Origin of the sequence: Leeuwenhoekiella palythoae (assembly GCF_020310025.1) — a bacterium.
GTDB classification, from domain to species: domain Bacteria; phylum Bacteroidota; class Bacteroidia; order Flavobacteriales; family Flavobacteriaceae; genus Leeuwenhoekiella; species Leeuwenhoekiella palythoae.
Genome location: NZ_CP084318.1, coordinates 2,308,789 through 2,334,135 on the forward strand (window position 1 = coordinate 2,308,789; position 25,347 = coordinate 2,334,135).

The 25,347-nt window shown below is 40.1% G+C and carries 20 protein-coding genes; all 20 read right to left on the minus strand.

Translation table 11 applies throughout. The features are described 5' to 3' along the window. The 20 genes from LDL79_RS09895 to LDL79_RS09990 all read right to left on the minus strand — a co-directional run bounded on the left by LDL79_RS09895 (position 1) and on the right by LDL79_RS09990 (position 25,338). A complete protein-coding gene (locus tag LDL79_RS09895; RefSeq protein WP_225597584.1) occupies positions 1 to 585 on the minus strand; it encodes a DUF2911 domain-containing protein in 585 nt (194 codons plus the stop codon). Between the two features lie 19 nt (positions 586 to 604). Then, positions 605 to 3,328, minus strand: a complete 2,724-nt coding sequence (locus tag LDL79_RS09900) for a heavy metal translocating P-type ATPase (RefSeq protein WP_225597585.1) — start codon at positions 3,326 to 3,328, stop codon at positions 605 to 607. Positions 3,329 to 3,405: 77 nt separating this feature from the next. After that, positions 3,406 to 3,963: a helix-turn-helix domain-containing protein gene (locus tag LDL79_RS09905; protein ID WP_225597586.1), complete on the minus strand. Its 558-nt coding sequence runs from the start codon at positions 3,961 to 3,963 to the stop codon at positions 3,406 to 3,408. Between the two features lie 8 nt (positions 3,964 to 3,971). After that, a complete protein-coding gene (locus tag LDL79_RS09910) occupies positions 3,972 to 4,343 on the minus strand; it encodes a DUF6010 family protein (RefSeq protein ID WP_225597587.1) in 372 nt (123 codons plus the stop codon). A gap of 4 nt (positions 4,344 to 4,347) precedes the next feature. Further along, positions 4,348 to 5,571 carry a permease gene (locus LDL79_RS09915; protein ID WP_225597588.1) on the minus strand — a complete coding sequence of 408 codons (1,224 nt, stop codon included), beginning with the start codon at positions 5,569 to 5,571 and terminating at the stop codon, positions 4,348 to 4,350. An 80-nt stretch (positions 5,572 to 5,651) separates the two neighbouring features. Further along, the gene (locus LDL79_RS09920) at positions 5,652 to 6,107 is read right to left on the minus strand and encodes a heme-binding domain-containing protein (RefSeq protein ID WP_225597589.1); all 456 of its coding nucleotides are present in this window, start codon (positions 6,105 to 6,107) and stop codon (positions 5,652 to 5,654) included. Further along, the gene (locus tag LDL79_RS09925) at positions 6,108 to 6,698 is read right to left on the minus strand and encodes a DUF3347 domain-containing protein (RefSeq protein ID WP_225597590.1); all 591 of its coding nucleotides are present in this window, start codon (positions 6,696 to 6,698) and stop codon (positions 6,108 to 6,110) included. Between the two features lie 30 nt (positions 6,699 to 6,728). After that, positions 6,729 to 9,158: a multicopper oxidase domain-containing protein gene (locus LDL79_RS09930; RefSeq protein WP_225597591.1), complete on the minus strand. Its 2,430-nt coding sequence runs from the start codon at positions 9,156 to 9,158 to the stop codon at positions 6,729 to 6,731. A 70-nt stretch (positions 9,159 to 9,228) separates the two neighbouring features. Continuing rightward, on the minus strand, positions 9,229 to 9,795 hold the full coding sequence (locus tag LDL79_RS09935; protein ID WP_225597592.1) for a helix-turn-helix domain-containing protein: 567 nt from the start codon (positions 9,793 to 9,795) through the stop codon (positions 9,229 to 9,231). A gap of 2 nt (positions 9,796 to 9,797) precedes the next feature. Next, the gene (locus LDL79_RS09940; protein WP_225597593.1) at positions 9,798 to 11,015 is read right to left on the minus strand and encodes a TolC family protein; all 1,218 of its coding nucleotides are present in this window, start codon (positions 11,013 to 11,015) and stop codon (positions 9,798 to 9,800) included. After that, positions 11,012 to 14,764 (minus strand): efflux RND transporter permease subunit, encoded by a 3,753-nt coding sequence (locus tag LDL79_RS09945; RefSeq protein ID WP_225597594.1) that lies wholly within the window; start codon positions 14,762 to 14,764, stop codon positions 11,012 to 11,014. The genes LDL79_RS09940 and LDL79_RS09945 overlap by 4 nt, the downstream gene beginning before the upstream one ends. A gap of 108 nt (positions 14,765 to 14,872) precedes the next feature. Continuing rightward, a complete protein-coding gene (locus LDL79_RS09950; RefSeq protein WP_225597595.1) occupies positions 14,873 to 15,292 on the minus strand; it encodes an HYC_CC_PP family protein in 420 nt (139 codons plus the stop codon). A gap of 81 nt (positions 15,293 to 15,373) precedes the next feature. Beyond that, on the minus strand, positions 15,374 to 16,486 hold the full coding sequence (locus tag LDL79_RS09955; RefSeq protein ID WP_225597596.1) for a DUF4238 domain-containing protein: 1,113 nt from the start codon (positions 16,484 to 16,486) through the stop codon (positions 15,374 to 15,376). Positions 16,487 to 16,497: 11 nt separating this feature from the next. After that, positions 16,498 to 17,208, minus strand: coding sequence for an HNH endonuclease (locus LDL79_RS09960; RefSeq protein WP_225597597.1), 711 nt, complete (start codon positions 17,206 to 17,208; stop codon positions 16,498 to 16,500). A gap of 7 nt (positions 17,209 to 17,215) precedes the next feature. Further along, positions 17,216 to 17,992 carry a hypothetical protein gene (locus LDL79_RS09965; RefSeq protein WP_225597598.1) on the minus strand — a complete coding sequence of 259 codons (777 nt, stop codon included), beginning with the start codon at positions 17,990 to 17,992 and terminating at the stop codon, positions 17,216 to 17,218. 3 nt (positions 17,993 to 17,995) lie between these two features. After that, entirely contained in the window at positions 17,996 to 18,901 is a 906-nt protein-coding gene (locus tag LDL79_RS09970) for a hypothetical protein (RefSeq protein WP_225597599.1), read from the minus strand. A gap of 92 nt (positions 18,902 to 18,993) precedes the next feature. After that, positions 18,994 to 20,208: a site-specific integrase gene (locus LDL79_RS09975; RefSeq protein ID WP_225597600.1), complete on the minus strand. Its 1,215-nt coding sequence runs from the start codon at positions 20,206 to 20,208 to the stop codon at positions 18,994 to 18,996. 314 nt (positions 20,209 to 20,522) lie between these two features. Then, entirely contained in the window at positions 20,523 to 21,545 is a 1,023-nt protein-coding gene (locus LDL79_RS09980; protein WP_225597601.1) for an aldo/keto reductase, read from the minus strand. 129 nt (positions 21,546 to 21,674) lie between these two features. Continuing rightward, the gene (locus LDL79_RS09985; protein ID WP_225597602.1) at positions 21,675 to 24,311 is read right to left on the minus strand and encodes a glycoside hydrolase family 2 protein; all 2,637 of its coding nucleotides are present in this window, start codon (positions 24,309 to 24,311) and stop codon (positions 21,675 to 21,677) included. Positions 24,312 to 24,453: 142 nt separating this feature from the next. Beyond that, positions 24,454 to 25,338, minus strand: coding sequence for a dienelactone hydrolase family protein (locus LDL79_RS09990; protein ID WP_225597603.1), 885 nt, complete (start codon positions 25,336 to 25,338; stop codon positions 24,454 to 24,456). Positions 25,339 to 25,347 lie beyond the last annotated feature (9 nt).

Consider the following 25,347-nt stretch of genomic DNA (forward strand, 5'->3'; position numbering starts at 1 on the left):
TTACTTTATCTCAAAAGGAAATTCAATCGTGACTTTTTCCCAACTCATTGAGATTGTTCCAGAATTCTCAGATGTTTTGTTTACACTATATTCTAAATGTTCCTTGATTTCTTCGGAAATTTTAGGTGTTACTTTAAATCGTAATACATCATCATTTTCATCATAGTCGTCCTTACCGTGTTGGTTCCAATTATTGTTGAAAATGACAGTCCATTCTTCTTGATTCGGAATTACAAAAAATCCATATTTCCCAGCTTTTAATTCTTTACCGTCAATTTGTATATCCTTGTTTGTTTCAAGCCAAGTAGCCATATGGGCACCAGCCTGCCAGACTTGGTCGTAAGCCAACAATCCACCGAAAATAATTCTATCCCTTACGCCTGGCGATGAATAATCTATGTGAATATGAGCATCACCTATCATCGCCATTGCCGATGTATGTGGGCTTAGGGTTTTTTTGTTCTCAGATTTAGGTTCACTTTGGGTATGATTGTGTTCTGTCTCTATTTTGGTATTATTCTTTTCCTCATTTTTACAGCCGATGAAAGCAACTACCAATAGGATTATCAAAATTTTATATTTCATAAGTATTCAATTAGTTAGATTATATGTTTTTACTTTTTAAACGTAATGAGTTGGCAATTACCGAGACTGAACTGAAGCTCATCGCCAAAGCCGCAATCATTGGCGATAAGAGTATTCCAAAAAACGGATACAGTAGTCCTGCTGCAATAGGGATACCCAGCGTGTTATAAATCATTGCAAAAAAGAGGTTTTGTTTGATATTGCGCATTACTGCATCACTTAGATTTCTTGCCTTTACGATACCGTGTAAATCGCCTTTCACCAAGGTAATGGCTGCACTTTCAATGGCAACATCCGTACCTGTTCCCATTGCGATACCTACATCACTTTTAGCGAGTGCAGGTGCATCATTGATACCATCGCCTGCCATTGCAACCACCTTGCCTTGCTCTTGTAATTTCTCGACTTCCTGCAATTTGTTTTCTGGTAGCATACTTGCTTGAAAATCGGCAAGGTTAAGCTCATCTGCGACAGCTTGGGCGGTGTCGTGATTATCACCAGTAAGCATAATGACCGCAATTCCCTTATTCTGCAAATCCTTGATAGCTTTTGCACTCGTTTCCTTGATTTTGTCGCCGATAACGACGTAGCCGGCAACTTGACCTTCAACAGCGAGATAGGAAACCGTTTTCCCTTGTTTTTGATAGGATTGTGCCTCATTTTCCATAGCTTCGGTAAGCGTGGCATTTGCCTGTTCCATCATTTTGGCGTTGCCCAAGGCCACTTCTTTTCCGTTCACTTTACCTTCAACACCTTTTCCAGTAACTGCGTTGAATCCATCTGCTTTTAAAAACTCTGCGTTTTGTTCTTTTCCATATTTTACGGTGGCTTCTGCCAGCGGATGTTCACTTTGACTGTTAAGGGAAACAACAAAATGTAGTACTTCGTTTTCAGTTATTTCACTATCAAAAGAACCTACCTTCTCGACCGTTGGTTTGCCTTCGGTTATCGTTCCTGTTTTGTCTACAATTAGCGTATCTACCTTATCCATTTTTTCAAGGGCTTCGGCATTTTTGATAAGCACCCCATTTTGTGCGCCTTTACCAACACCGACCATAACGGACATTGGTGTCGCAAGCCCCAAAGCACACGGACAGGCGATAATCAATACGGCAATGGCATTGACCAGGGCATATACATAGGCTGGTTCTGGGCCCCAAATTGCCCAAACGCCGAAGGTCACAGCAGCGATAATGACTACGACTGGCACGAAATATCCCGAAACGGTATCGGCCAACTTTTGGATGGGTGCACGGCTACGACTGGCATCGTTGACCATCTGTATAATCTGTGAAAGCAATGTGTCAGACCCTACCTTTTCCGCCTTCATCAAAAAGGACTGATTGCCATTGATTGTGCCACTACTTACTCTATCATCGGTAGATTTGTTAACGGGAATGGGTTCGCCCGTAATCATCGATTCATCGATGGAAGTTTCGCCTTCGGTAATCACGCCATCCACAGGAATCTTATCGCCCGGCTTTACACGCAGAATATCACCCAATTCAATTTCATCGATAGCCACTTCCTGTTCTTCCCCGTTGACAACCTTGATGGCCTTATTCGGCGCAAGCTTTAAAAGTTCCTTGACTGCGGAATTGGTCTTGCTATGCGCACGAGCTTCCAGAACCTGCCCAAGTAGCACCAAAGTTAGAATGACGGTTGCCGCTTCAAAATAAACGTGAACTGTACCTGCTTCGGTCTTAAATTGGTCAGGGAAAAAATCTGGCACGAGCATCCCGAACACGCTAAACAGCCAAGCAACGCCTGCACCGATACCGATAAGCGTAAACATATTGAGGTTCCAAGTCTTTATACTACGGTAGGCGCGCTCAAAGAACATCCAAGTGGCGTAGAATACCACAGGAATAGAAAGCGCAAATTGAATCCAATTCCAATATTTTAATTCCAGAACATCATATAAGGGATTGTTGGGCAGCATTTCAGACATTGCAATGATAAAAATGGGCAATGTGAAGGCGACCGCTATCCAGAACTTATTCAGTAGTTTTTTATAGGTCTTTTCCTCTGCGGAAAGGTCGGGTTCCATAGGCACTAAATCCATCCCACAGATTGGACAGCTTCCCGGTTCGTCTTTTACGATTTCGGGATGCATCGGGCAGGTATATTGGGTGTTGGAAGTAGCCTTTAGATTAACTTCTTCAACTAAATCCATTCCGCAAACAGGACAGTCGCCTGGTTTGTCATAGGTCTTGTCGCCCTCGCAATGCATCGGACAGTAAAACGTTCCCGTTCCTTTGCCTTTGGGTTTCTGCTTTTTTCTTTCAGATGTTTCGGGACGCTGACCTGATTTGTAAATACTATATGTACCACCATCTTTTTCGAGGATGTCCTGAAATTTCTCTATTTGTATATCTGATTTCATATCAATGACAGCTTCCGCTTTTTCCAGGTTCACAGAAACTTCTATAACACCATCCACTTTTGATAGGGTTTCTTCAACGTGAGACCTACAACCGTCACAAGTCATTCCGTTTATGGGATAGGTGCGTGTTTTTATGCCATCTGGTTTGATGGGATGTATATGATATTTACTTTTCTTTTGCTGTACCGCCTCTTCAAATTTGTCTATCGGGATATGATTTTGCATTTCTATGGTTGCAGTTGACGCTTCCAAATCAATATCTACATCGATGACATCCTTAACTTCGCTCAAAGCAGACTTAACGTTTCTTAGACAACCTTTACAGGTCATTCCTTCTATTTGATATGTATGTTTCATTTTTAAAACTATTTATTGTTAGACCAGACAAAATATGAAGCCGTTATTTCGCAGGCTTTAACAATTCGGGTTGAAGCTTATACAATTTTGTCCAAGGTTTTTCTATTCCACTTTTGTAATCTTTTATACTCGGTCATAGACATCCCAGTACTATTTTTGAACTGCTTTGCCAAATGACTTCCACCACTATAATCCAGCGAGTAGGCTATCTCAGAAAAGGTCATACTATGCATTTGTAAAAGTTCTTTTGCCTTTTCAACTTTCAAGCGAATGAGATATTTTTCAATCGTTATTCCCGTCGAAGCCTTAAAGCATTTACTGATTATCGAATAATCTGTATTCAGCTCTTTAGAAAGAAATACCGAGATATTTTCTTGAAATTCGTGCAAGGCTTCAATCTTTCTTATGAGAATGGACTTCACGTTTTCTACTAAAACCGTGTCTTTGCTATCAATAATTTCAAAACCGTTACGCTCAGCGATTTCCTTTAAAATGCTTCGACTAACCGAAGCTTCGTCCATAATAATTAATTCCCCTAACTCAATAGATAGAATATTAATACCGGCCTTTTTTAATTCCTGTCCCAGAACGGTCTTGCACCTTTCGCAAACCATATTTTTAAGTCTTACTTTCATTGCTAATCTTATTTGTTCATTCTTAAATAAAAGTATAGTGCCAGAATCAAGTCTACTTCAATGCAGTATACCTCATATCCGTGCGGTAAAAAATCTGCTTTGAAATAAAGATGTCCTGCATCCCAAAGTGCGTGAAGCACGAGGCCAATCCATATTAAATTTTTGTCATTTGTTAGTCCATAATAGGCTATGAGCAAGAAGGCGACAGCGTGTAAGCCTTCAAATACTATCTCTGGATATTCGGTAGGAACGAATCCGACAAATATGAACGCAATGCCCGTTAAAATCAAAGCACCCATTGTGCGCCGATTGAGTTTTAAGGCTTCAATCGAGGCGATAATTACGAGGGCTGTTACTATACCTAATGCTATAACTTGCATTTTGTTAGATTAAAAATTTTACTATCAGTCCACCCGCAAGCCATACATAGCAAATAAAGGCTGCATATTTTAATATCGTTTCCAGTAATGGGCTTTTGGGTGCCATTTCGCTCATTGAATGTTCAACGTCTTTACGCTTGAAAAACCCTAAGTAAATCAGGTATCCTGATATTGCGAGAAAGGCGATATTTAGATAGAATGTGTAGTCAATCTTGAAATGGTCTTTATCCTGAATCTTGACCTGCGAAGGGTCTGGTAACATACCCAACAAATCGAATGAATAGTGCAACGCCAAGGATGTTCCAATTAGAGCTGTAAAGAGTAGGAACAAAATGAAAAACGACATTTTCCATCCGTAATATTTGGCGTTAATCCGTAGTACGGGAAAGACCACCAAATCACTAAAGATAAATGCCATCACACCCGCAAAACTTACGCCTTTACCAAACAGCAGAGCTGCTAAGGGTATGTTCCCCATAGAACCGATAAAAGTCAAGAATGCAGCAACCGGCCCCACAACAATATGTTCCAATATTTCAAGGAATGTAAAGTCTGTATTGCCCTGACCACTATTGATAAACAACGTTTGGAAAAATGAATCGGGTACAAAGGCTGCAACAATACCGGCAATGGTAAAACCTACCGTAACGTCCTTCCAAACCATCTGCCATTCCATTTTATATTTCTTGGCGACCCTTGCCCAGCTATCTTCCTGTTGAATCTGTTTTTTCCAGTCTTTGGAATCATCCATTTCATCATCATCCTGCCCCTCAAGATTTTTCCGTGCCTTTTCGATGAGTTTTTTAGGATTGATAATTCTTATGAGAACCCAAGAAATAAGAATTAAAAGAATGCCGCCCGCATATTCCCCAACAACAAACTGCCATCCCAAAAAGATGGAAATAAGAATACCCAATTCAATGACCAAATTTGTTGACGCAAGCAAGAATGCGACCGAAGACACAAAGCTTGCACCTTTCTTAAAAATGGACTTGGTAGAAGCAAGTGCGGCAAAGCTGCACGAACTGCTTATAAAACCAAAAAATGTCCCAAGAAGTACACTTTTCTTCTCGTTCTCGCCCATTGTTTTCTGCATCCGTTTTTCGGTTACAAAAACTTGTATCATACTACTGATGATGTAACCCAATATGAATGCCCATAGCGCCATCCAAAAAAATCCGGTGGTCGTATAGGCCGCTTCGCCCCATTGTTTTAGAAAATCGTTCATACGTCTTTGTTTTATTGTGCCTGACAAGGGAAGGGCTACTAACTAACCAACCATCAATTTTCCCTTCCCATACCAGGACTTTATTCCAAACTGTCTTTTAACGCTGTCATATAATCTATTATCATCCTCTTATCTTCATCTGAAAGAATTGCATCCCTGTGAATGAGTATATAAGAATCCAAAGGCATTTTATCTTCTTCAATTTGGCTTATGATAGACCGAAGTTTACTGTTCTTTCGACGGTCTGAATATGTTGCCCATTCATTAAAATTAAGTTCGTCCTTACCTTCTTGTATGTGGTCGTCCAGATACCAAGCCGCAGGCTGTTTCTTACTATACCACGGATAATTTGTATTATTACTATGGCAATCATAGCAAGAAACCTGCAACCGATTTTTAATCGTTGCAGGTACTTGATTTACTTTCATAAAATCACTTTGCGGTACAGTATCGCTCTCGTTCAGGGTTATTGGAAAGAACTGAATCACTATCAATGCCACAAGGGCAAGCCACGCTATGATTTTTATAAACTTCAATTAGTTGATTTCACGCTGTACTTTACCGCATTTCAACATTTTGTCACCGAAATAAGGGTTTCTTATTTCTTCGTTCATACTCAACCACGCACCACCTTTATTGTTATCGTACATAGGACAATATTGTTCGTAAACATTCATTTCTGTGCCAGTAATGGCCACCATATCGGTCACGTCCTTGGTCAATATTTTGAAATGCTCACGTTGGTGTGCCATATCACTTTCTGAAATATGCTCTGCGTGCTCTGTTGCATCTTCGATAATATCCTTGAGTTCCTGTTGCTCACTATCTGAATAGCTGGATGCATCAAAACTGCCCAAAGTGCTTGCCAGCGTGGCGCCCAATTGTTTTGCTTTGTCATTATTCGTTTCGACAAGTGCATCTTTTAGTTTAAAATAGTCTTGTAGGACTGCTTTTGCACCTTGGTTTTCATTCATTGCCATATCGTCTTTGTCATCCATAGATTCTTGGTGCATCTCGTTGCTCATAGGTGCAGCAGGTTCATTTTTGTTTCCTTCTTTGCAGGAAATTGATGTGAACGCAGTAAGTAACATTGCGCTTGCCATTAAAGTTGTTTTTAGTGTTTTCATTTTTGTTATTTATTTAAGTTAATATTTGTTCTAAAATCTTAATGAGAGTCCACCACCAGCGCCAAAACGGTTATCATAGCTTCCCATTAACGAGAAGTCACGGCTCAATACGTATTCAAGTCCAACTTGCCAAGTGGTTTCTTCTTCAAAATCTTGACCTTCGGGCAACTTGCCGTCCCAGCCAAAGTCCATCTGGTATTCATACTCGCCATAAATTCCAAGGTGGGGAAAAATCATAAAGCCCGTACTAAAACTTATCTGTGGACGCAGTTTGCTGTCAATCCTGAAATCTGAATTAATGAGCAATGGCATTAACCATCGTACACCAGCAATGGCGGTTGTGTTTATTTCTTCAAGGCTGTCCTCACCTTCATTCTCTACATTTACACCACCAAAAACTCGGAAGTAATCATTGAGATAGCGCTCGTAGGTAAACTCGGCTTCCAGATTTTTGTTCCATCCATATTCGCCCCTTAGCGCAAATTGATTTCTGATATTTGTTGCAGTAGCGTAAAGCTCGGTCATATGACTTGCAGCCGTGATTTCGCCCCAAGTGAATATGTGGTCTGCTTCGTTGGTAAGGTTAGTAAGTGGGTAGCCTTCTAATCGTTCGTCACGAGGTGTATCGTAACTGAAAACCCTTGCCATACCGCTCATCATATGATAAAGGATGTGACAATGGAAAAACCAATCACCAGTTTCATCAGCGGCAAACTCAAATACGACTTTTTGCATTGGTGCCACGTTAACAGTATGCTTTAGTGGTGAATACTCACCGTTCTCGTTCAATACTCTAAAGAAGTGGCCGTGCAAGTGCATAGGGTGGTGCATCATCGTGAGATTGTTAAGTGTGATACGCACGACTTCGCCTTGCTCGATTTTTATCTTATCTGTTTCTGAAAGGGGCACACCGTTGATAGACCAGACGTAGCGGTTCATATTTCCTGTAAGGTTGAAAAGCATTTCCTTTACGGGCTTATCGTTTTCAAATTCGGTAGGTTCTTTAGCCCTTAAGTAGTTGTAATTGAACTCGGGATTACCACCCGTTTTCATATTATCGCCTACCACTTTATCTTTTGGCACCATATATCCCATTTTCATTTCGCCCATATCCATACCGCCATCCATTTTCATATTGGCCTTGCCTTTGTTCATCTTCATTTCTGACTTGGACATTTTCATTTTATCATTCTTCATATCCATTTTTGAATGGTCCATTTTATTGTGAGCCATCTTGGTAGAATCCATTTCCATTTCACCCTTTTTCATATTATCATCCATCATAGATATACTATTCATCTGCATTCCGCCCATATCCATTTTGTACTTTTCCATTACTTGAATGGAATCGTTTTTTGAAGGATTAAATTTTGAAGCAGGTGCGCCCATCTTCATACCCATAGACATCATTTGCTTCATATTCTTTATAAGATTAGGTTCTGGAACTACAGGTGCTTCCAGTACATTTCCAGTTCCTATAAATGCCGAAGCTTCGCCAGAACCATCCTGTGCCGTAGCTCTTACTTGAAGTTTTCCACTTTCTGGAATCGTCACTATAAAATCATAGGTTTCGGCAACGCCAATCAAAGTTTTGTTATGTTCTACTGGAACCACATCAAGTCCATCGGCAGATACGAGCATTGGGTCTTCGCCACCAAATGTGAGCCAGAAATAAGACGCTGCGGCTGCGTTTACAAATCGAAGCCTCACGCGCTCGCCGGGCTGAAAATCTGGATATTCCTGTGAAGTACCACCATTGATAAAAAACTTGTCAAAATAATTATCTGAAATAGCCATATCTGGCATACGTTGCCACGCCATCTTTAACTTGGCACCTACTGCGCCTTGGGCAATTAATTTATCCAGACTTTGAACCTGACCTTTTTTAATTAAATACCACTCATTGCCACGCTTCAAATTTTTAAGTTGAGATTGTGGATTTTCATCTACCCAATCCGAAAGCACTAAGACCAAATCTTTGTCATATTCTAAATCGGTTTCCTTTGGATTTATCTGTAATGAACCATACACCCCACGTTGTTCCTGTAACCCAGTATGGGAATGATACCAATAGGTTCCAGATTGTTTCAATGCAAACTTGTATTGAAAGGTTTCCCCTGGACGGATAGGTGGTGTGGTCAAATACGGTACGCCATCGTGGAAATTAGGTAATATCATCCCGTGCCAATGGACAGATGTTTCCACATCCATTTTATTGGTAACGTTGATAATGGCAAACTCACCTTCATTAAACTCAAGATTGGGACCAGGTATTCCACCGTTTATGGTCATTGCCTGCACATCCTTCCCCGTAAAGTTTACGGTTTCATAATCTATGGTTAGGTCATAAATCCGTTCTGGCCAGTTGTCAACATTTTCTTCAGTTTCATTCGCTACCAATTGGGCTTTTGCACCAAAAGTGATAAGCATTGTTAGAAGTAATGTGATTTTATATTTCATAGTTCTTAATTTTATTTGGATAAAATTACCGCTGTAAATCAACAGCTTGTGTCATAATTTTGGTTGTTATCTACATAATTTTGTCCAATGTATTCCTAAAATTTTTCTGTTGGGATTTATAAGCTGTTAGGCTCATTCCCGTTTCGCTTTTGAACTGGCCACTCAAATGGTTGATATGGCTATAATCCAGCAGCTGTGCCATTTCTGTAAAGTTGAGTTCCTTGGCCTGTACCAGTTCCTTTACCTTTTCTATTTTCAATTTGATGAAGTACTTCTCAATGGTAATGCCTTCGGTAATTGAAAAGACCTTACTGATTTTAGAATACTCGTGACCCAATGCATCGGCTAAGTGAGCGGATAATTTCTTATCGAGTTCCAAAGGCAATTTTTGTAATGCTTTAATCAGTTCTACCTTAACCTGCTCTGTGAGTTTTTCTTCGGTACTGCCAATTAGGGAAAATCCATTACTTTCAAGTAAAGTTTTCAATTTTTCGATTTCATCATCGCTCTCGATGTTTAGGCGCAAACGACCCAATTCGATTTGTAACAATTCGATAGTTTGTTTATCCAGTACATCCCTTAAAACCTTGATGCATCTATCACATACCATATTCTTTATGTAAAAATCCTTGACCATAATTAGTTGATTAAATAGTTAATAATGGCCGATTGTACATAGTACATTTGCACCGACTCGATTTGATTCATCTGAAACTTCAACTGCAATTCCTGAATGTCCAGCACATCGTTAAAATCGATAGTGCCAGTTTCATAATTTTTTACCAGAATTTCTTCGGCATCTTGGGCTTGTTTTAGATTGCGTTCTTGTGTGTAGTAAGCAATGCGAGCTTGGTTGCGTTGTGATTGTGCTTTCGCGAAAGCGGATTCCAGCACATTCAATCGCTGTTCCCGTTGGGTTTCTATTTCTTGCTGTCGCAGTTCGTTTTGCTTTGAAATGGATTTGTAACGGTTGTTGAAAATGGGGATTGAAATCGACACCATTGGCATCAATACATCTTTCCCGTTATCGCTGAAGTTGACATCATTGCGTTCAGTCACGGGCAAGTAATCCAAACCAAAACCAATCATAGGCAAACTCTCACGCTGGTTGAGCAGTTCGGATTGTGCTACCGATTCATAGAGTTTGTCATATTTGAGCAGTTCAGGATTGAGTGATAGCGCATCATTAGAATAAAATGGGTCTTCCTGCGGGATTTCCATTTCTGAAACGACGTCAACCGTCATCATTGATTCGCGGTTGAGCAAATTGTTGAAAGCCGTTTGTTCTGCTGTAAATTCTTCTTCCAGCACTTCCTTTTGTTGTTGTAATTCATTTTGTCTAATCTGAAGTCGCAATACATCTACGGCACTCGCTTTGCCCACTTCTACAGATGTGAGTGCAAGTTGCTTGTAGGTTTCCAGAAGCTGTATATTTTCATCCAGCACAGCTTGCTTGGCACGTATAGAATACAGGCTATAATAGGATTGTGCGACCGAAAGTGCGAGCTTGCGCTTTGCAATCGTGATGTCCACATATTCGGCATCTGCCATTGCGGTGGCATAATTTTCACGAGCTGTAATAGTACCAAACCACGGCAACATCTGTTTTACACCTATCCGTGCACGTTGTGCGCCCACTCTGGTTTCTGGCTCGCTCACAAAGTAGCCGGCACTTACTTCGGTATTGGGAATCCAGTTGGCTTCGTTTACCTTTTCTTCGGCGATATTATAGCGCAGTTCAAAAGCTTGAATTTCTGGATTGTTCGCTTCAGCTTCTTGGATGTAGGATTGTAGTTGTTGCGCTTTCGCGAAAGCGGAAACAAACAAAAACACGAGTATATATTTTAATTTTTTCATCTGTTTGCTTTTTTAAGTTGGTATTCCTTTTTCCAGCTGTATAAAACTGGTAATAGGAAATAAGACGTAACGTCGATTATCATTCCGCCAAAAATGGGTATCGCCATCGGTATCATTATATCGCTTCCCTTGCCTGTGGATGTGAGTACGGGAAGTAGTGCCAGCACCGTTGTTACGGTAGTCATCAAACACGGACGAATACGTTTACCTGCGGCTTCCAAAGTGGCGAGCCTTATACTTTTTTTATTGTCTGGTTCGTTGCTTTTGAAAGATTGGTCTAAATAGGTGGCCATTACCACACCATCATCTGTTGCAATACCAAATAGGGCGATAAAACCTACCCAAACGGCTACACTTAAATTGATGGTTTTCATATTGAACAAATCCCGCAGATTTTCGCCAAAAAAGCCGAAATTGAAAAACCAATCTTGTCCGTATAGCCATATCATTATAAAGCCACCAGCAAAGGCCACGGCGATTGCGGTAAACACCATAAGCGATGTGGAAACCGACCTGAATTGGAAATACAAAATCAAGAAAATAACCAGCAAACAAAGCGGTACGACAACCGATAGCGTTTTTTCTGCTCGTAACTGATTTTCATAGGTTCCCGTAAAGCGATAGCTCACGCCTTGTGGTACGACCAGCGAACCGTTATCAATATTTTCTTGAATTAAGGCTTGGGCATTTTCCACCACATCTACTTCGGCAAAGCCATCGAGTTTATCAAACAGCACATAGCCAATTAGAAAAGTATCTTCACTCTTAATGACCTGTGGTCCTTGCTCGTATCGAATTTCAACCAATTCGCCCAGCGGTACGGGACTTCCTTTTTCAACAGGAACATAGATATTATGCAAGTCGTCTGGATTTGCCCGCAATTCTCGTGGATAGCGAACCCGAACGGCATAACGCTCACGACCTTCCACGGTTTGCGTTAGTGGCATACCGCCCACGGCCACTTGAAGGATTTCCTGCACGTCCATAATGGATATGCCATATCGAGCCAATTGGTCTCGCTTAATATCGATGAGCAAGTAGGGTTTGCCCACGATACGGTCTGCAAAGACAGCTTGTTCTTTAACGCCTTCGGCTTGTTTCAAGATGTCTTCCAGTTGCAGTCCAAAATTTTCTATGGACTTTAAATCCGGACCTTTTACCTTGATGCCCATAGGCGCACGCATTCCCGTTTGTAGCATTACCAAACGTGTTTCGATGGGTTGCAACTTGGGTGCAGATGTCACGCCTGGTAGTTTGGTTACTCGAACTATCTCGTTCCAAATATCATCTGGACTCTCGATGTCTGGTCGCCAATTTCGGTAGTACTCGCCATCTTCATCTTCAATCAAGTCTTCGCGTGTGGCAGTAGTTTTTAGCGATATTTCGTCATAGTTGGCATCTTCATCTATCTCGTTGTTCGGATTGATAATGAATTTGTCGTTCTTCAGTACAAACAATCCATCATCATTGACTTTATAGCGTTGTCGTTGGCCAGATGCATTGCGCATATATTCAGATTTATACTGAATGACATTCTCATACATTGAAAGTGGTGCTGGGTCGAGTGCGCTTTCCGTTCTTCCAGCTTTTCCCACCACAGTTTCAATCTCTGGGATGCTTGCCACCGCCATATCCAGCTGTTGCAATACACGTTTGTTTTCTTCAACGCCTGCGTGCGGTAAGGATGTGGGCATCAATAAGAATGAACCTTCATTGAGTGCTGGCATAAATTCCTTACCTGTGTTGCGCATAATGATGATGCCCAACGTGAGCACCGTAGCCGGAATGATTAAGAACAGATATCGGTTCTGAAGTGCCCATCGCAAAATACGCGCATAGTATATCCTAAAAATCGAGAACACACCGAGCAGTCCAAAACAGATGATGGAAACAAATATCAGATTCATAACAATGCTTCGGTCAAAGCCTAATGGTCGCCAGTATTCTGCTAATAAAACTACGATAGCAATAGATGAAATGATGATGTCAAGCAGGTTTTTGCGCTTTTGCGAAAGCGTACCGCGCATCTTTAAAAATGATGTGATGGCAAAGGCGATTAGAATTAGTCCTAACCAAAAGCCGTAAACGATGGCGAGAATTCCCAATAAAACAAGTGCGCCATTGATGACGTACTGTGTCCGTTCACGCAAATTCGTCTTACGGAAAAGGAATGCCGCAATGGGTGGAATGAGAAACAGCGCAATAATGAGCGATGCCGTGAGTGCCATTGTTTTAGTAAAGGCGAGCGGGCGGAATAGTTTACCTTCAGCACCTATCATTGTGAATACTGGTAGGAAACTGATTATGGTCGTTAAAACTGCCGTAAGGATAGCGCCGGAAACTTCGGCAGTTGCGTTGTAGATGATTTCGTTTGTGGTGTATTCTTTACCGTTTTCATTAAGGCGTAACTTTTCATCTTCCAAGTGCCGTATCATATTTTCGGCGAGTATCACGCCCACGTCCACCATTGTACCGATGGCAATGGCAATACCTGAAAGTGCGACGATATTTGCATCTACATTAAAGAGCTTCATCGTGATGAAAACCATCAAAACGGCTACGGGTAACAACCCTGAAATAAGGATGGATGCACGCAGATTGAAAACCATTATAATAATGACCAAAATGGTAATTAGGATTTCCAAAGTGAGTGCTTCATTGAGCGTTCCCAGCGTTTCTTGTATGAGTTCTGTCCGGTCATAAAATGGTACAATGGTAACTTGCGAAATGCGACCATCTGATAAAGTTTTTGTGGGAAGTCCAGAGCTTATTTCGGCAATTTGCGCCTTGACATTATTGATAACTTCCAACGGATTTGCACCGTAGCGAGCGACTACGACACCACCTACGACTTCGGCCCCTTCCTTATCGAGAATACCACGTCTGGTAGCAGGCCCCAAATGGACGTTAGCCACATCTTTGATGCGGATGGAAGTGAAATTTTCAGAATCTACAACTGCATTTTCAATATCTGCTATGGACTTGACGTAACCCAATCCGCGTACGAGGTATTCGGCTTGATTGATTTCGAGAGTCTGTGCCCCTATATCTTGATTGCTCTGTTTGACGGCTTTAACCACATCGCCCATACTCACATTGTACTGGCGCATTTTTTCTGGGTCAATGTCCACTTGGTATTCCTGAACATAGCCACCAATGGAAGCTACTTCAGAAACACCACTTGCAGATGATAATCCGTACTTCACATAATAATCCTGTATGCTACGCAATTCCTGTAAATCCCATCCGCCAGTTACGTTGCCGTCTTTATCACGACCTTCCAGCGTGTACCAAAAAATCTGTCCCAGACCTGTGGCATCTGGCCCAAGAGATGGATTGACACCATCGGGCAAAAGGTTTGCAGGAAGTGAGTTCAGTTTTTCCAGTATGCGACTGCGCGACCAATAGAACTCGATGTCTTCTTCAAAAATGATGTAGATGCTGGAAAATCCAAACATCGAAGAACTACGAATAGTTTTTACGCCTGGAATACCAAGAAGGGAAGTGGTAAGCGGATATGTGATTTGGTCTTCAATATCCTGTGGCGAGCGACCTTGCCACTTGGTAAAAACAATTTGTTGGTTCTCGCCAATATCAGGTATGGCATCAACGGCAACTGGGTCTGTGGGCAAAAAGCCTGTTTCCCAATTAAAGGGTGCGTGGACGATGCCCCAACCCACAAATAGGGCGAGTAGTAGAACGGCAACAAGTTTGTTTTCTATGAGAAATTTAATGCTCTTATTCAGCATAGCATTTGATTATTAGAGTTTTGGAATTGCGTATTGCAAAAAATGGCAAACACGAGTTTTAGCCCACTACAGCATAGCTGTTGGGCTTCATTCAAAAAATCTAACAAATCAAATTAAGAAAGTCTGGTGCAGCACTTGCACATCCCGTTTGACAAAGGGTCGCGGGTAATCTTCAAAAGGAACTTCTTCAGATTCGGTTCCTTCAAATAGGTTTATATAAGAATATGTAAAAGCAGCGATGAACGTTTGCTGCTCAAAAGAAAGCGTGTCAAAAGATATTTTAAGGTCGTCTTTGCCTTCCTTAACAATTTGCTCGTCAGAACAACAAGATTTCTCAGTCATTTTAGGATTCTCACAACTTTTAACTGGTTGTGCTTTTTCCATTCCACAACCTTCAGCTTTTGAGAATAAATTGAAATCGACCAAATTGTCCCCACAATAATGCATATCCACAGTAAATGACATTGTAGAGAACATCACTACAAAGGCCATCAAAATGGATAATATTTTATGGGAAACTTGTTTCATTGTTGCAAAATTACAAAAATTTAACAGTTATTATTGGGATTAACAGAAATTTAATTTTGCTCAAAAGCTTCACAGAAGCATTTATTTCCAATATCCAGTTGTAATCAAAAGTCTTTTCATCTTGATGAGTTGGTCTTCATCTTTGAAATATTTATGGTTAAGCATCTTTTTAAGCTGACCAATTGTTTCAGTTGAAGTTAATCCTGTCTTTTCACAAAGTTGATGAAACTTTTGAAGTTCCTCTAACTTGAATTTTGCCTTTTCAACAAATTGTTCGCCATTTTGAGATTCTTCATAACTTGATTGAATTTCGAAATGTTTTTCTATTGTTCCTGGTTTTCCAATTATCAGTTTTTCAGCATTACTCTGAATAATAGCATTGGTCGTAAAAACATAATCCCTATCGTGGACCATTCTATGAATTATGGTTTGACCATCAGCAATGCTGTTCGGAAAGATTTCCAAATAATATTGAGTATCTAACGGTAAAGTTATTACTGAGTCAGGATTGAAAAGGCCTTCGAATCGCGTTGATTTTATACCACGCATAGATACTGGATTATCGCAGGTAATCAATGGTGCATCTTTATCATTAATTCGATGGACATTTATCGTGCAATCATATTTAAAGTCCACAAACTCTTTCCATTTCTCTAAGTGCTGCACCAAGAATTTAATTCTGTTTCGCTCTTTGAATTCTTGTCTAACTTTATCTATATCCTTTATATTGAACTCGTGTCTTTCTTCTTCAAACGTAAATTTCACCTCGCCATTTTCGTCTGCATACAGTAGCATTCTATCTAAAATTTGGTCAGTAAAGGCATTTTGATGATTAAGAAATCTTGGTGTTCTAAAGTAAAGAGATAGACATACGTATAATACCTGTTTCTTTTGCTCAGGGGTCAATATTTTCACACTTTCATCAACAAGTAGTCTATATATTTTGGGAAATTCTGAATCTACGTGTTCGGCGTAATGGTGTTCTAAATCGTATTTTCTATCAACTTCAGCATTCGGAATTGTGTAAAGATTTTTTTTGAAACAGATACTTTTCGTGCTAATCTTTTCAAGTAGCAAATCGTCTTCAAGTCTATAAGCATCTACTAAATAGTTGCCCTTTTTGGCTTTGACACCAAAATTTTTTAGGTAGGAACGTGGTATGTAGTGTTGTTTGATGGGTTCGTTTTTTGCCATATCTTAAATATTTAATTGTACAGTCCAGGAATATATGTTTTAGGTGTAAGAAAAGGAATTGATAATCTCGCTTGAACGGTTTGATTAAAATTAAAATTTTTGAAATCTGTTATTTCGTAAAAATCGTTTCGTGTGGGTTCAGAATCTAAAGCATAAACAACACCAAATGGTGGGAAGGTAATTTCACCAAGATGATGAAACCCTTTTTCGGTTCTTGCCATTCCCCAGCCATTTCTAACTTGTTTTGTAATGGTGTGGTAAACAAATACTCTCAAGCTATCTGGAAGCGCCCTTGAATCCTTATCCAAAATAAAATCCGCAAGCCCTTCTAAATTTAAAAGTTGGTCGCTTGTATCTATCGCCATAAACATTGCTAAAATCTGTTTGAGAATGTTTAGTGGCTGTAAGGCATATTCAAAAGTAATATCTTTTGATGCCCAAATTCTATGTGTCAGCGCCATCATTCCCATATAGGCGAATTTCTTGTAGCTGTCCCCATAGTAACTACCTGTGAGATTGTTACAAGATTTGCATAAGTAATATCCACCTGCACCTTGATTACTTCGAATTTTTTTACCGTATAGAAAACTTTTTTTGTCGTGAAGATGGACGGACTTTTGAAAGAATACAGGGTTAGAATTGAAGGCACTTTGTGGCGGAACGTGCTCGAACGTCAATTTTGCATACTTACCGCAGATTCTGCAAATTCCTACTTTCTTCAACTAATACTTAGTAATTAAGATTTTTAATTTTCTCAGTTAAACCATCACATTGAATTCTTTCTTTGGCTTCTCGTTCAATCCTTAAACCCAGACCTTTCGTCTGGTTAATATGGTTTGATGTAAGTTGATTGACATAGGCATAGATTATTCCAACTTCCGTATTCATTTTTGTGTTCCAGTCGAAACCATACAGTTCTTTCAATTCTTCAGTTGGTGTTGTTCTAAAGACGAAATTTGGATTTTTATAGTGTCTGCCATCGTCCAGCAATATGACCATAAGAAAGACCCTACTAAAACCTATGTTTATGTAACCATCTGCTTGCTTTGTCCCTTTTTTCTGAACGCTTGTAATCTTGTTGATTTTTGGCGGTTGATTTTCTAAGGATTCTGATTTTACTATTTTACATTCTATGCCAACTGCATTGCTTTCATTGCCTTCTTTGTAAAGAAGGATGTCAATGTCGCCAGGTTTCTTTTTAGGTTCTGTTATTGGTTCTTTCACGCCACAATGATGGATGACAGAGGATGATGAAAATAGATTTTTGAAAAGTATATGTTTAAAGTCGGCATTGCTCATTAACCAATTAATAACATCGTCTTCATTTTCAAAGGTTCTGGTCACGCTTGCACCAGGCTGAGGATTATTCACAAAAAATGAAATTTTTGATGCACCTGTAATAGGTTGTCTATCTGAAATAACAAATTGTGTAACCTCGTATTCAGGCGGTGGTTCTTTTTGAAAGAAGGCCTTAATTGTTTTTTTAAGTCTCGCCAGTATATTCATAGATTAAAAAGGCAATATTTGGTCGGTAAATTGCTTGAATATCTCGCTGGCAAGTGTTTTGTCTAAAGCCTTTGCAGCAATTAAATCCCCGAGTTTTGACTTTAACAATTGCCCGAAAGATTTCTTACTTAGCTTGGGGATATCATCTCGTAGCTCATCAAATTCATCAAATATGATTTGCTGACCAATTCCCAATTTTTCGACTTCTTTTAGGACACCCTCAATAAGTGCTTTTAACTCTTCATCAGAACTACTAATTTTTGAGTAGTCTGTTACTTGCGCTTTTCTTGCCTGCTCTATGGCATACTTCCCTTCAAGAGTTAATCGAGCACCCGTATCTTTGGTTGTAAGAGTATCGACAAGTCCTCTGTTTTCTAACATTTTGGCGTAATCCCAATCTTCCCCGCGATTGTTCAACTTTATACCATTGCCTTCCAGAATCCATTTGATAGAATGATATAATCTGTCATCATAAAGCTCATAGAGTTTGCTAAGAATGAGGTCGAGCCTACCTTCGGTGTCAAGATTCTTGCGTTCTTCTAAATTAATTTCTTCAGCTCTTATTATTGCATCGGAAATGAATAGCATTTTCAAGTAGTAGTCAAGACCATTGATTTCATCCTTTAGGGCTTGAATTATGTTTTTAATTCTTTGGTCAACACCTAATTTGAAGCCAGTATTAAAACCTCTTTGGGCTTTGAATTCATATCTAAAGTTTGTGTGTTCAGGTTCAAAAGAAGTTTTTACGTAGTCAATTACTTCGCTTTCCCAACATTGCTTTTCTTCCTTTAGGCTTTCTAAATCATTTTCAGATCTTGAAGACTTATATTTTTCGACAAGAGCTTCACCCTCAATTATGTATTCGTCGATTTGACTTTTGAAATCTATCCATTTGACCTTTAAAACCATACGCAAAAAGTTTAGCTTGTAAAGGTAGAGGAATGAAATTCTAAAATGTTAAAATTATTATGGAAGATGTTCACAGCTGGTAAACAATTTGCCTAAAAATTGACAACGCTGTCCAAAGCATCATCTGCATCTTTGTGGATGAAATTGGCTTGATAGTTAATAGTAGTTTTAAGGTCAGTATGACGATATAACTTTTGAAGCATTAGAGGATGAATATTGTCCGCGGCAATATTGCCAAAGGAATGACGGGCAATATGCATTGTAACCTTTTTCTGTATGCCAGCTCTCTTAGCAATTTTCTTTAAATGATCGTTGAACTTTTTATTTGCGACTTTCTTTTTTCTGTAGATATCCTTAGCATCGGTTAAATCGGCTTTCTTCATTTCAGGAAATACAAAATCATCATCATTTCTTCTGTCTGAAACATATTGAACCAAGATTTTTTCTACTTTTTCAGGAATCTTCAAGGATAGCAATTTTGAATTCTTTCCCATTCTATAATGCAGTCTGCCATCATATATCTGGGACCACCTTGTAAATAGCACATCGGACACGCGCATTCCAGCAAAATAGAAGCTAAACAGCCAAGCATTTAACGAGTGCTTTTCCATATCGGAAAGTTCAGAAACATTTTCGAGGGCTTGTATTTCTTTTCCTGTTAGTCCTGTCTTGGTAGTTTCTGGAAACTTAATTTTGAATTTACCTGTACCGAACGGATATAGCTCTTTACTTACTACCTTATCCTTGATAGCACGATTAAACAGTAATCGTATTAAGACCATTACATTCATTGCGGATGTTTCGGAAATAGAGCAAGTCCCTTTTAGATAGATTTTGAACTTTTTGAGGAAGCGTTCATCTACTTCTTGAAAAGTTAAATGACGAGCTTTACAGTACTTCTCAATATAACTGAGCCAAGCAGAATCCGTAGAATGACGATTAATTTTCTTTTCCGCTTCAAGAGCTTCAAGATGTTCGTCCGCAAAATCGAAGAAAGTGAGCTTGGAAGTTGGCTTGTATATTTCCTTTTTAATCTGACGTGCGGTTGCATCTTTATTATTGGTCTGTAAAACAATCAAACCTTTTCTCGCTTCCGAAAGTTTTGAAGTCAAAAGATTGTTTAAACTTTCAGCATTTGGATGAGATTTCTTTACCTTGAGATTTTTTGTGTCCCAATCTTCTAACTCAATATAGTGACCTATATGTTTGTAGGTGGAACGGCGGTCTTTGGTTATCCTTACAGCAAGTGGGTATAATCCCTTTGCGTTGGGCTTTTTGCGAAGAATTATTTTTGCACTTGTTGACATTGTAAACCTGTTTTGAGTACGAAAGTCAAATCAGGTACAACATTTTGTCAAAAATTCACTTGAAAGATACGACTTTATTAGAACTTTTGGGTACAACATAGGTACAACAAATGTTGATATTAACTGATATTATATGACTTTAAATAAAATGAAAAAACACTTAAATCATTGAAAATGAGTTAATTTGTGTTTCATTGGTGCAAGATATACCAGACTTAGGATCTAGTGCCGCAAGGTGTGAGAGTTCGAGTCTCTCCGCCTGTACAAAGGAAAAACCTCTGATGAAAATCAGAGGTTTTTTTGTTTATAAAAGCTTACTGTCTGTACCTAGATTGGCGTTGCACCATCCAACCGGGATAAAGTTTCGGTTTTGGACTCACCGCATCTATTTTTTCTAGATCTTCTTTGCTTAAATTGATTTTGGTAGACTTGATGTTTGATTGAAGTTGGTCAATAGTTTTTGCACCAATAATCGTGCTGGTCACTCCTTTTTGATGACGCACCCAAGCCAAGGCAATTTCTGCTATTGAAACCTGTTGCGCAGCTGCGAGTTCTTGCATCACATCAACTAAGTTAAACGCTTTGTCTTTATCAATAGGCGGAAAGTCAAAATCGGCTCTTCGGGATCCTTTTTCACTGCTGCCTTCTCGAGAATATTTTCCCGTAAGGAAACCGCCCGCTAATGGACTCCAAGGAAAAATAGCCAGATTATGATCTTTGGCCATCGGGACCAATTCGGTCTCAATATCTCTAGAGACTGCCGAGTAATAGTATTGCAGTCCGATGAATTTTTGCCAGCCTTTATGCGCTGCGATGGCTTGTGCTTTAGCCACCATCCACGCGGGCCAGTTGCAAATGGCGATATAACGCACTTTTCCGGTGGCTACGATATCGTTCAGCGATTGTAAAATTTGTTCTACAGGCACTTTAGCATCTACACCGTGTACATATAAAATATCAATATGATTCAGCTGTAAACGCTTTAAACTCGCATCAACCGAATTGAAAATATGATAACGAGAAAGACCTACGTCATTGGGACTTTCACTCATAGGTCCCAAAACTTTAGTTGCAATAACAACTTCATCGCGATTTATTCCTAGATCTTTTAATCCTTGTCCTAATAATTGTTCTGATTGCCCAAAGGAATACACATTAGCCGTGTCAATAAAATTGATTCCGGCGTCAAAAACCGCTTTAAGCATCTGATTCACTTCCTTCTGAGGTACTGAGGCGATCTGGCTCCACGTTCCGGCATCTACTCCGCCAAAGGTCATCGTACCAAAACACAGCTCAGATACCATAAGACCGGTATCGCCTACATAATTAAATTTCATAAGTTTTCTTTTGTATTTAAAGTTATGCAGCCCGCAGTTGTTCTGTTTTAAATTGAGGTTAAAGTTTGATGCCAACAAAAAAAAGCCGGCGTTGCTGCCGACTTTTTAAACCTTAGTGTGGTGTTTATCTTAGTTGAGGTCGAGAGTTTGTTTTGGTACATTCCATCCTTCGATCTCAATTTTTGCGTCGGTATTTTTTAGCCGATCATAGCTTAACGTGATTTTCTTTTCACCGCCAGGAGTTACAGATACATAGTTGTCACTAAAAAATGTGGGTAATAAGCGCTCGCCGGTATTAGCATCGATCAACGAAATTCTGTTGAAAAATGCCACCGGAAATTCTTCAGCAGCGGTAAGCGTCAATTCAATTTCGGTAGCTGAAATTTTCTTTGCTTTAGCTGAAAGTTGCGTTTTGTCCATATGCTGTAATCCGGAATAAGTTCCGCTAGCATCAGGCAGCCAGTAAAAATTATCGCTAACCAATTCCTGATCTACATTAAGCAACTGAACCGATAAAAACATGCCCTCTTCAGCGCCAAGTTCTTCAATATGACGCGCTATTGACATAATTTGACGCACGCTTGAAGGCTCAATATAATTAAAAACTTGCGTGATCATTTTGCTGTTGCCTTCCATATCATAGGCAGTTAAGCGCAGCATAAGATCGTGCTGTTGTACAAACGAGTTGTTGACGATCATTATGTTTTGCTCAACAGGATCATACATCGCGTGCACAGGTTCGCTGCCGCTGCGCAAACCGTACAAACAGGCGTTAGGATCCAGATAATAATCATACATCTGACCGCGTAAGGCAGTCCACGGGTTTTGGGTTTTCCAGATGATCACACCGGTGTACCAATCCCACATATGAGAAGAAAAGCCTTCCATTAAACCGCGGTATTGGTTGTAATTTACCAGTTGTGCTTTTGTGGCAAAATCCTCCATATCTTTCGGACTTCCGTACGGTTCCATAGCGTCGCCATAATCTATGTATTTATGGTAGCTCCATACTTCGTCTTCCACTTTTTCGGTACCTTCTAATTCCTGCGGAATCACTTGATGATCTTCCGGTAAAAAGCGTTTTAAAGAGACCGCGTCACCGGTTCCTACCGAGCCTACTTCAGAATTAAAAGGCCACGTGCGCTCACCCCAGAAGGTGTTGATGTTTTGAATGCCGTAGGGTCCATCGCCGTTTCCGCCTTTAAAATTGTACGACATTTCATCAGAATTTGAGTAGTCTATAAACCAACGGGTATTGTCGTATTTTGGCAAGATTGAATCTTTAAGCGCGCTTAAAATATCGGCTGGCGGAGTGATCTCATTACCGCCACACCAGATCGCCAATGAAGCGTAATTGCGGAGCATTTTGATAGCATCTGCAGCCGACTCGATAAACAAATTGTGATCGTCAGGATATTGTCTGCGTGTCCACTGATCTTCTTTTTTCATCGGGTCAACCCAGCGCCCGTTGCAGTCGCCAGACATCCAGAAATCCTGAATCACCAGCAAGCCGTATTTGTCGCAAGCCTCATAAAATTCAGGACGCTCCGGCAAAGCTCCACCCCAAATTCTGATCAGGTTTAAGTTCATATCTCTATGGAAACGAATCTCAGCATCATAACGTTCTTCAGAAAACCGAAGCATCGCATCTGAAATGATCCAGTTACCTCCTTTAATAAAGATTTTTTGTCCGTTGACGGCGATCTCTTTACTTCGGGTATGCCCATTCCAGCTCGTTTGTATTTCACGTACCCCAAATTGTACTTGTTCGCTATCAGAAACTTGGTCTGCGACTACAAATTCAAGATTCAAGTCGTACAAGTTTTGAGCCCCATAACCACTGGGCCACCACAGTTTTGGGTTTTCTAAACTGAAATCAGGAAGTGCGATTTCTTTAGTTTCTTTCGCGGAAAGCGTTACCGGTGTCTTAATAGTTTTACCGTTGAGTTGGTATTGTAATGTCCCGCTTACCGGTGTGTTTTGCGTGTTTTGCAATTCGGCTGAAACTTGTAGTGTAGCAGGTTCTTGCGTTTCGCCCGGCAAGCGTTTTCCGGGAACCAAAGTCACAATATGTGGATTCTTAAGGTTTACCGATTTTGTTTTTTCAATAAACACTTTATCCCAAATCCCGGTGTTGCGATCCCGTACCGGTTGAATCCAGTCCCAGCCGGCGGTGTATTGCAGCGCTACACCTTTAGCGATTGTTCCATCACCACCTTGACCTCCATTAGGATTTCCCACTTCATCTGCCGGATGAACCAAAACGGCAAGTCTGTTTTTTCCATTTTTATTGAGAAGGGAAGTGATATTAAATTCCCTACGCAGATACATTCCTTTAAAGGGCGTTTGATTTACTTTCTTACCATTTAAATATACATCAGCGCTGTAGTTGATTCCTCTGAATTTTAACCAGACTTGTTCGCCCGGAGCTGCGGTTTCCTCAAAATCTTTAGTGAACCAGTAGGTGTAATATTCCCGTCCGGTATCATAAATATCCTGGATCTTGTTGTTGTTCATTGCGTAGAACGGATCAGGAACTTTCTCGTTGTTAAGCAACGTGGTTAGCACTGTTCCCGGTACGGTCGCAGGCATCCATCTTTTTAGCTTAAAATTAGGTTGGGAGAGTGTGGTGCCGTTTTCTTTGGTATCGCTGATAGGATTGCAAAACCAATCTGCGTTCAATTCATAGCGCTTTTGAGCACTTAAAACTTGAATACTCAAACAAAGGCATAGAAAACAGGTAAAATACAGAAAGTTACGTCTCATGGGATGGTTGATTAGGATGCTGTAAATATTATAAAGCATCTTAAAACCTGAGAACTAATTCGACTAATAGCGCTTTTTGGCTAATAAATGGAAACGAAATCGTTTAAAATATGAGAAATAAGCAATTTCTGATTTTGGTCTTCTAAGACAAATGCTCTTTAAAAAAAGCTATTGTACGTTCCCAGGCCAGTTCAGCGGCTTCTTTGTCGTAACGTGGTGTGGTGTTGTTATGAAAACCGTGATTTACATTGGGATATAAGAACATCCCATATTCTTTATTGTGCTCTTTCAGTTTGGCTTCATAGTCTGGCCAACCGGCGTTAATACGTTCGTCTAGCCCGGCATACTGTAGCAAAAGAGGCGCTTGAATCTGATCAATATCTTCTGTAGGTTGACCGCCGTAAAAGGGCACCGAAGCTTTTAAAGTAGGTACTTTTACCGCCATCATATTAGAGATAGAACCGCCAAAACAAAAACCTACCACACCAACGTTTCCGTTGCAATCCTTGTGATTCTTCAGGTATTCATAAGCCGCAATAAAATCTTCAAGCATCTCTTTGCTGTCTCTTTTGCGCTGCATTGCACGACCGTCATCATCATTGCCGGGATAGCCGCCAAGCGGACTCAACGCATCAGGTGCGATGGTTATAAATCCCTCAAGTGCGGCAATGCGGGCGGTATCTTCGATATACGGATTTAGACCTCGGTTTTCGTGCACAACTACAATTCCGCCTAATTTTTCAGTAGTGTTTTTAGGTTTCGAAAGCAGGGCTTTGATTTCTCCGCCGCCTTTTGGTGAATTGTAAGTAATGAATTTAGAATCCAGATTAGGATCGTCAGCAGCGATGCGTCTGGTGGTTTCATAATCAGGCATCAAAAAACTCAGTAAAGCAGGCACCGTGATGCTTCCTACGGCAAACATAGAAAGCCGTTCAACAAATTCTCTTCGCTCTAATTTATTGTGCGCATAAGCATCATAAAGATCAAAAACTTCTTGTTTAATGTCTTCTTTCTGCAGTTTTTTCATAGCCAGATT